Genomic DNA, 7,225 nt, shown 5'->3' with positions numbered 1-7,225 from the left:
CTGTACGTCCCCGGCGGCAAGGCGGTCTACCCGTCGAGCGTCGTCATGAACGCCGTGCCCGCGCAGGCCGCCGGAGTCGCCTCCATCGCCCTGGTCTCGATCCGCCGCTCCGCGGCTACTCGACCAGCATCTACGGGCGCTCGCCCGGTCTCGATACGCCGCCGCGCGGCTACTCGACCACCAGGAGGACACCGGCGGCCGCAGGCTCGCCCTCCGATCCGCCACCCTCTCGCCGCACCCTCCGAGGCGAACCGGCGATCCGCGTGTCAGCGGATCGTCGTAGCCGGACGCACGACGCTCTCACGAACCCGGCCACCCTCCCCAGCCGACCGCGCCGAGCCGGTCGGGGACCGGCTCGGAATTCAATACAGACAGTTCGGCCCCAGCAGGCTCTTCAGCTCGCCGAAGAGGTCCGGGGTGATGCGCACGGGGAACGGCACCTCGAACACGCGGGCCGTGTCGCCCTTGATGAGCTTCAGGCGCACCTCGGTCTGGCCGGAGTGGCGGATGAGCACGTCGCTGAGCTGCGAGACCGTGTCGGTGGTCGCGCGCGACTCGGGCATCGAGACGGTGAGCGGTCCCGAGTCGCCGTCCTGGCTCATCTCGGGGGCGAACAGGCTGAACGCGTGCAGATTCATCCCGTCGTCGCGCATGCTGACGCGGCCTCTGACGACGACGATGGAGTCGTTCGTGAGCGCCGGGGCGAACTCCTGGTACGCCTTCCCCATGAACATGCAGGTGATCTCGCCGCCGAAGTCCTCGACCTGGATCATCCCGTACTGGTTGCCGGAGGCCTTGGCCATGCGGTGCTGGACGCTCGTGACGAGGCCCGCGACGACCACGGTCTCGCCGTCGGCGATCGTCTCCGAGATCAGCAGGTCGGCGATCGTGGTGCTGTAGTGCTTGGCGAGCTCGGTCTCGAGTCCGGCGAGCGGATGGTCGGACACGTAGAGCCCGAGCATGTCGCGCTCAAAGGCGAGCTTGTCGCGCTTGGCCCATTCGGGCCGCTCGGGCACCTGGATCGCGGCCTGCGGCTCGTCCCAGAGGCTGTCGAAGTCGAAGCCGACCTGGCCGTTCGCCTCGTTGCGCTTCTCCCCCACCGCCGCCTCGACGGCGTCCTCGTGCACCTCGACCAGGGCGCGGCGGGTCGAGCCGAGCGAGTCGAAGGCGCCGGCCTTGATGAGCGACTCGATGGTGCGCTTGTTGGTCACCTGCAGCGGCACCTTGCGGAGGAAGTCGTGGAACGTCTCGAAGCGCCCCTTCTCCTCGCGGGCGGCCCGGATGCCCTCGACGACGTTCATGCCGACGTTGCGGACGGCGCCGAGGCCGAAGCGGATGTCGGTGCCGACTGCGGTGAAGAAGCCGATCGACTCGTTGACGTCCGGCGGGAGCACCTTGATCCCCATCCGCCGGCACTCGTTGAGGTAGGCGGCCATCTTGTCCTTGGAGTCGCCGACGCTGGTGAGCAGCGCGGCCATGTACTCCGCGGGGTAGTGCGCCTTGAGGTACGCCGTCCAGTAGGAGACGACGCCGTACGCCGCCGAGTGCGCCTTGTTGAAGGCGTAGTCGGAGAAGGGCAGCAGGATGTCCCAGAGGGTCTTGACGGCCTCCATCGAGTAGCCGTTGGCGATCATGCCGCCCGAGAAGCCCTCGAACTGCTTGTCCAGCTCGGACTTCTTCTTCTTGCCCATCGCGCGCCGCAGCAGGTCGGCCTGCGCGAGCGTGAAGCCCGCTAGCTTCTGCGCGATCGACATGACCTGCTCCTGGTACACGATCAGGCCGTAGGTCCCTCCGAGCACCTCCGAGAGCGGCTCCTCGAGCTCCGGGTGGATCGGGGTGATCTCCTGCACGCCGTTCTTCCGCAGCGCGTAGTTGGTGTGGGAGTCGGCGCCCATCGGGCCCGGCCGGTAGAGCGCGAGGACTGCGGAGATGTCCTCGAAGTTGTCGGGCTTCATCAGTCGGAGAAGGCCGCGCATCGGGCCGCCGTCGAGCTGGAACACGCCGAGCGTGTCGCCGCGGGCGAGGAGGTCGTAGGCGGCCTGGTCGTCGAGCTCGAGGTCCTCGAGCACGAGGTCCTGTCCGCGGTTGGCGCGGATGTTGTCGAGGGCGTCGTCGATGATCGTGAGGTTCCGCAGCCCCAGGAAGTCCATCTTGATCAGCCCGAGCGACTCGCACGCGGGGTAGTCGAACTGCGTGACGATCTGGCCGTCCTGCTCCCGCTTCATGATCGGGATGATGTCCAGCAGCGGATCGCTGGACATGATGACGCCGGCCGCGTGCACGCCCCACTGGCGCTTGAGGTTCTCGAGCCCGAGCGCGGTGTCGAAGACCAGCTTGGCCTGCGGGTCCTCGGCGATGACGTTGCGCACGTCGAGCGCTTCCTTGTAGCGCGCGTGGGCGGGGTCGTTGATGCCGCTGAGCGGGATGTCCTTGCCCATGATCGCGGGCGGCATGGCCTTCGTCAGCTTCTCGCCCATCCCGAACGGGAAGCCGAGGACGCGCGAGGCGTCCTTGAGAGCCTGCTTCGCCTTGATGGTGCCGTAGGTGACGATCTGCGCGACGCGCTCGTCGCCGTACTTCTCGGTGACGTAGCGGATGACCTCGCCGCGGCGACGGTCGTCGAAGTCGACGTCGAAGTCGGGCATGGACACGCGGTCGGGGTTGAGGAAGCGCTCGAAGATCAGGCCGTGGCGCAGCGGATCGAGGTCGGTGATCTTCATCGCGTAGGCCGCCATCGAGCCGGCACCGGAGCCGCGGCCGGGACCGACCCGGATCCCGTTGCGCTTGGACCAGTTGATGAAGTCGGCGACGACGAGGAAGTAGCCGGGGAAGCCCATCTGCAGGATGACGCGGGTCTCGTAGTCCGCCCGGTCGCGCACTTCCTGGGAGATGCCGTCCGGGTAGCGCTCGCGCAGTCCGGCCTCGACCTCCTTCACGAACCAGGTGTCCTCGGTCTCGCCCTCCGGCACCGGGAAGCGCGGCATGTAGTTCGCCGAGGTGTCGAACTGGACGTCGCAGCGCTCCGCGATGAGGAGCGTGTTGTCGCAGGCCTCGGGGTGGTCGCGGAAGACCTGGCGCATCTCGCGCGGCGACTTGAGGTAGAACTCGTCCGCGTCGAACTTGAAGCGCTTGGGGTCGTCGAGGGTGGTCCCGGACTGCACGCAGAGCAGCGCCGCGTGCGAGGTCGCGTCGTGCGCGTGCGTGTAGTGCAGGTCGTTGGTGGCGACCAGCGGGAGGTCGAGGTCCTTCGCGAGCCGGATGACGTCGCCGATCACCCGCCGCTCGATGTCGAGGCCGTGATCCATGATCTCGGCGAAGAAGTTCTCCTTGCCGAAGATGTCGCGGTAGTCGGCGGCCGCCTGGCGGGCCTCCTTGTACTGGCCGAGGCGCAGGCGCGTCTGGACCTCGCCGCTCGGGCAGCCCGTGGTGCCGATCAGGCCCTCGGAGTACTGCGAGAGGATCTCGCGGTCCATGCGCGGCTTGAAGTAGTAGCCCTCGATCGACGCGCGCGAGGAGAGGCGGAAGAGGTTGTGCATGCCCGTCGTGGTCGAGCTGAGCAGCGTCATGTGGGTGTACGCGCCGGAGCCGGACACGTCGTCCCCTCCGCCGTCACCCCAGCGGATGCGGGTCTTGTCGGAGCGGTGCGTCCCCGGGGTGAGGTAGGCCTCGGTGCCGATGATCGGCTTGATCCCCGCCGCCGTCGCGGTGCGCCAGAAGTCGAAGGCGCCGAACACGTTCCCGTGGTCGGTCACGGCGATGGCCGGCATGCCCTCCTCGACCGCCGCGTCGATCAGCGGCTTCACCCGCGCTGCACCGTCGAGCATCGAGTACTCGCTGTGCACGTGGAGGTGGACGAAGGAATCGTTACTCGGCAAGGATGCGCCTCCGGCGGACTGCGGGCAGGGGAGGGATGGCCGGCGACCCGGGAGGGCCCGTGGACACGGCGGGAAGAAGTCTAACCGCGCCGGACGCGGGTCCGGCCGGGAGAGCGCGGATCACTCCCCGCGCAGCACCTCGAGGGCGTGCACCAGGTCGTCGGGGTAGGACGCCTCGAACTGCACCCACTCCCCCGAGCCCGGGTGGGTGAAGCCGAGCCGGACCGCGTCGAGCCACTGGCGGGTGAGGCCGAGCCGCTTCGAGAGGGTCGGATCGGCGCCGTACATGGCGTCGCCGACGCACGGGTGGCGCTGGGCGGCCATGTGCACGCGGATCTGGTGGGTGCGGCCGGTCTCGAGGTGGATCTCGAGGAGGGAGGCGAACGGGAAGGCCTCGATCGTCTCGTAGTGGGTCACCGAGGGCTTGCCGTCGGCGCGGACCGCGAACTTCCAGTCCGAGGACGGGTGGCGGCCGAGCGGGGCGTCGATCGTCCCGGCGAGCGGGTCGGGGTGGCCCTGCACGACCGCGTGGTAGACCTTCTCGACCGTGCGGTCGTGGAACGCGCGCTTGAGGTGCGTGTAGGCGCGCTCGGACTTCGCGACGACCATGAGGCCGCTCGTGCCGGCGTCGAGCCGGTGCACGATGCCCGCGCGCTCGGCCGCACCGGAGGTCGACACGGTGAAGCCCGCGGCGGCGAGGGCGCCGAGCACCGTCGGTCCCTCCCAGCCCACGGCGGGGTGCGCGGCCACTCCGACGGGCTTGTCGATCACCACGATGTCGTCGTCGTCGTGCACGATGCCGAGGCCGGGGACCGCCATCGGCACGATCCGCGGCTCCTCGCGCGGGCTCCACTCGACGCTCAGCCAGGTGCCGGCGCGCACGCGGTCGCTCTTGTCGAGGACCCGTCCGTCGGCGCTCACTCCGCCCGCCTCGGCGACCTCGGCCGCGAAGGTGCGCGAGAAGCCGAGCAGCTTCGCGACGGCCGCGTCCACGCGGAGGCCGTCGAGCCCGTCCGGGACCGGCAGCTCTCGGGACTGCGCCATCAGCGTCCGCCGGGGCGGTCGGCGTCGCGGGCCGCCTCCTCGACGGAGGAGGCCGCTGCGGGGGCGCCCGCTCCGGGGGCGGCGGGAGCGCCGTCCTCGGAGACGACCTGCTCCTGCTCGTCGCGGCCCGCGCGCTCGCGGGTGCCGTCGAGGCCGACGCCCCGCACGCTCAGGAGGACGAACAGCGCCATCGCCGTGCAGATCGCGATGTCGGCGACGTTGTAGATCGCCGGGAGCAGCCACGGCGTGAAGAGGAAGTCGACGACGTGTCCGAGCCCGAAGGAGGGCTCTCGGAACAGCCGGTCGAAGAGGTTGCCGAGGGTGCCGCCGAGCAGCAGGCCGAAGAAGACGCCCCACGCGGTGGAGCGGATCCGGCGCGAGAACCAGATCACGGCGACGACGACGCACGCCGCGATGATCGAGAAGATCCAGGTCGACCCGCTCGCGAGGGAGAAGGCGGCACCCGGGTTCTTCACGTAGTGCAGGATCAGGACGTCGCCGAGGACGTGGACGTCCTCGCCCAGGGTCAGGTTCGTCGTGACCAGGAACTTCGCGGTCTGATCGATCGCGAAGACCGCGAGCGCGACGAGGCCGAGGGTGACGAGCACCCTCGGCCTGACGTCCGCTGCGGCGGGACTACGCCCCAAAGCCCGACAGCGAGGACTCCGTCGACGCCGGCTGGGTGTCGAGGTCGCGGAGCTGGCCCTCGATGTAGCTCTTCAGCTTCTGGCGGTACTCGCGCTCGAAGGTGCGGAGCTCGTCGATGCGGTGCTCGACCGTCGCGCGCTCCTCCTCGAGCTTCGCGACCTGCTGGCGCTGCTTGGCCTCGGCCTCGGCGACGATGCGGGCGGCCGTGGCACGGCCCTCGGCGACGAGAGCGTCGCGCTTCTCGGCACCCTCGCGCACGTGCTCCTCGTGGAGGCGGCGGGCGAGCTGCAGGAGTCCGCTGGAGCTCTCGGCCTCGTCGACCGGAGCCGACTGCGAGGAGCTGACGGGAGCGACGACCGGTGCGGGAGCCGGGGTGGGCTCGGGCTCGGGCTGCGGCTCCGGCTCGGGTGCCTCGTCGACCACCGGGGCGGGAGCAGGAGTGCTCTCGCGCGGGGCGTCGGGGACTCGGGCGTCCGAGGGGCGGCTGTCGCCGGAGGAGAGGCGCTGACGAAGCTCCTCGTTCTCCTGGTTCAGGCGGCGGAGCTCCACGACGACCTCGTCGAGGAAGTCGTCGACCTCGTCCTGGTCGTATCCCTCACGGAACTTGGTCGGCTGGAACCGCTTGTTGACAACGTCTTCGGGAGTGAGCGCCATGGCTTTCCACCTTCGATTTCAAGTAGGTACACGTTTAACAACGCGCGACTAAAGCTAGCAACTTCAGGCGCACGGCGCAGTGCTGACACCGCGGGGAACGTCCGGACGTGCCAACGATACAGGGACGGTCAGGCGCGCTGGAGCCACGTGGCGATGTACATGCCCACGATGACGCAGAGCATGGTGAGGCTCCAGCCGAAATCGAGCGCGATCGGACCGATCGAGACCGGCTTGATCAGGCGTCGGAAGAAGCCGATCGGCGGGTCCGTGACGGTGTAGACGCCCTCCGCGGCGACGAGGCCGGCACCGCGGGGGCGCCAGTCGCGTCGGATCACGCGGACGAGGTCGAGCACGAACCGCGCCCACATCGCGAAGAAGTAGAGCAGCAGCACGAAGTACAGGATGCTCCCGAGGAGCGAGACGACGGAGGTCACCGGGGGCCAGGGCTCCCCGGGATCAGGACTTCGCGAAGAACGACGCGTCGGCGTCGCTCTCGGCGGAGGCGGAGTCGCCGGCGACGGTGATGTGCGACGGCGAGAGCAGGAAGACCTTGCTCGTCACGCGCTCGATGCGGCCGTAGAGGCCCTGCGAGAGTCCGCTCGCGAAGTCGATGAGGCGGCGGGCGTCCGCATCGCTCATCTGCGAGAGGTTGATGATCACGGGGATGCCGTCGCGGAAGTTCTCCGCGATGACCTGCGCGTCGCGGTACTGCTTCGGGTGGACGGTGAGGATCTCGTTCATCTCGGCGGGTGCCGTCGCCTTCGGGGTCTGGGGGGTGGGCTTGCGGAGCGGGGTGACCGTCGCGCGGGGCTGCTGCACCGGCTCGACGGGAGGGACGGGCTGCACCGGGGAGACCGGTGCGCGGTGGGTCGTCGCCGGGGCCGCCTCGACGGGCTCTGCGCGCTCGTACTCGACCTCTTCGTCGGCGAGTCCGAGGTAGACCATCGTCTTCTTCAGCGGGTTGGCCATGGGGTGTCCTCCGTGTCGTGTGTGCTCCCACAGGT

At 69.5% G+C, this 7,225-nt stretch carries 6 protein-coding genes and 1 pseudogene; 1 reads left to right on the top strand and 6 read right to left on the bottom strand.

The window, feature by feature from the left end; all coding sequences use genetic code 11:
- A pseudogene (locus tag C5C54_RS10560) lies at positions 1 to 99 on the top strand (histidinol dehydrogenase); the annotation flags it as partial.
- Between the two features lie 263 nt (positions 100 to 362).
- On the opposite strand, the gene dnaE reads toward C5C54_RS10560, so the two are convergent.
- The 6 genes from dnaE to C5C54_RS10530 form a co-directional block, all read right to left on the bottom strand.
- Positions 363 to 3,824 (bottom strand): DNA polymerase III subunit alpha, encoded by a 3,462-nt coding sequence (dnaE, locus tag C5C54_RS10555; RefSeq protein ID WP_244229655.1) that lies wholly within the window; start codon positions 3,822 to 3,824, stop codon positions 363 to 365.
- Positions 3,825 to 3,995: 171 nt separating this feature from the next.
- Complete coding sequence (locus tag C5C54_RS10550; protein WP_104261660.1) at positions 3,996 to 4,919, bottom strand: RluA family pseudouridine synthase; 924 nt, start codon at positions 4,917 to 4,919, stop codon at positions 3,996 to 3,998.
- Complete coding sequence (gene lspA, locus C5C54_RS10545; protein ID WP_104261661.1) at positions 4,919 to 5,527, bottom strand: signal peptidase II; 609 nt, start codon at positions 5,525 to 5,527, stop codon at positions 4,919 to 4,921. The genes C5C54_RS10550 and lspA overlap by 1 nt, the downstream gene beginning before the upstream one ends.
- Positions 5,528 to 5,555: 28 nt before the next feature.
- Positions 5,556 to 6,221 carry a DivIVA domain-containing protein gene (locus tag C5C54_RS10540; RefSeq protein WP_104267391.1) on the bottom strand — a complete coding sequence of 222 codons (666 nt, stop codon included), beginning with the start codon at positions 6,219 to 6,221 and terminating at the stop codon, positions 5,556 to 5,558.
- A 128-nt stretch (positions 6,222 to 6,349) separates the two neighbouring features.
- On the bottom strand, positions 6,350 to 6,655 hold the full coding sequence (locus tag C5C54_RS10535) for a YggT family protein (protein ID WP_258063290.1): 306 nt from the start codon (positions 6,653 to 6,655) through the stop codon (positions 6,350 to 6,352).
- Between the two features lie 22 nt (positions 6,656 to 6,677).
- On the bottom strand, positions 6,678 to 7,190 hold the full coding sequence (locus tag C5C54_RS10530) for a cell division protein SepF (protein WP_104288301.1): 513 nt from the start codon (positions 7,188 to 7,190) through the stop codon (positions 6,678 to 6,680).
- Positions 7,191 to 7,225: the final 35 nt, after the last annotated feature.

Source organism: Rathayibacter sp. AY1F2 (assembly GCF_002930885.1).
GTDB lineage: Bacteria > Actinomycetota > Actinomycetes > Actinomycetales > Microbacteriaceae > Rathayibacter.
Note: the sequence above shows the minus strand (reverse complement) of the source record. Positions and strands in the feature narration are given on the sequence as shown.

Coding starts and splice junctions, on each gene's coding strand:
- dnaE (WP_244229655.1), bottom strand. CDS start 3,824: ATGCTCGACGGTGCAGCGCGGGTGAAGCCGCTGATCGACGCGGCGGTC.
- C5C54_RS10550 (WP_104261660.1), bottom strand. CDS start 4,919: ATGGCGCAGTCCCGAGAGCTGCCGGTCCCGGACGGGCTCGACGGCCTC.
- C5C54_RS10530 (WP_104288301.1), bottom strand. CDS start 7,190: ATGGCCAACCCGCTGAAGAAGACGATGGTCTACCTCGGACTCGCCGAC.
- C5C54_RS10540 (WP_104267391.1), bottom strand. CDS start 6,221: ATGGCGCTCACTCCCGAAGACGTTGTCAACAAGCGGTTCCAGCCGACC.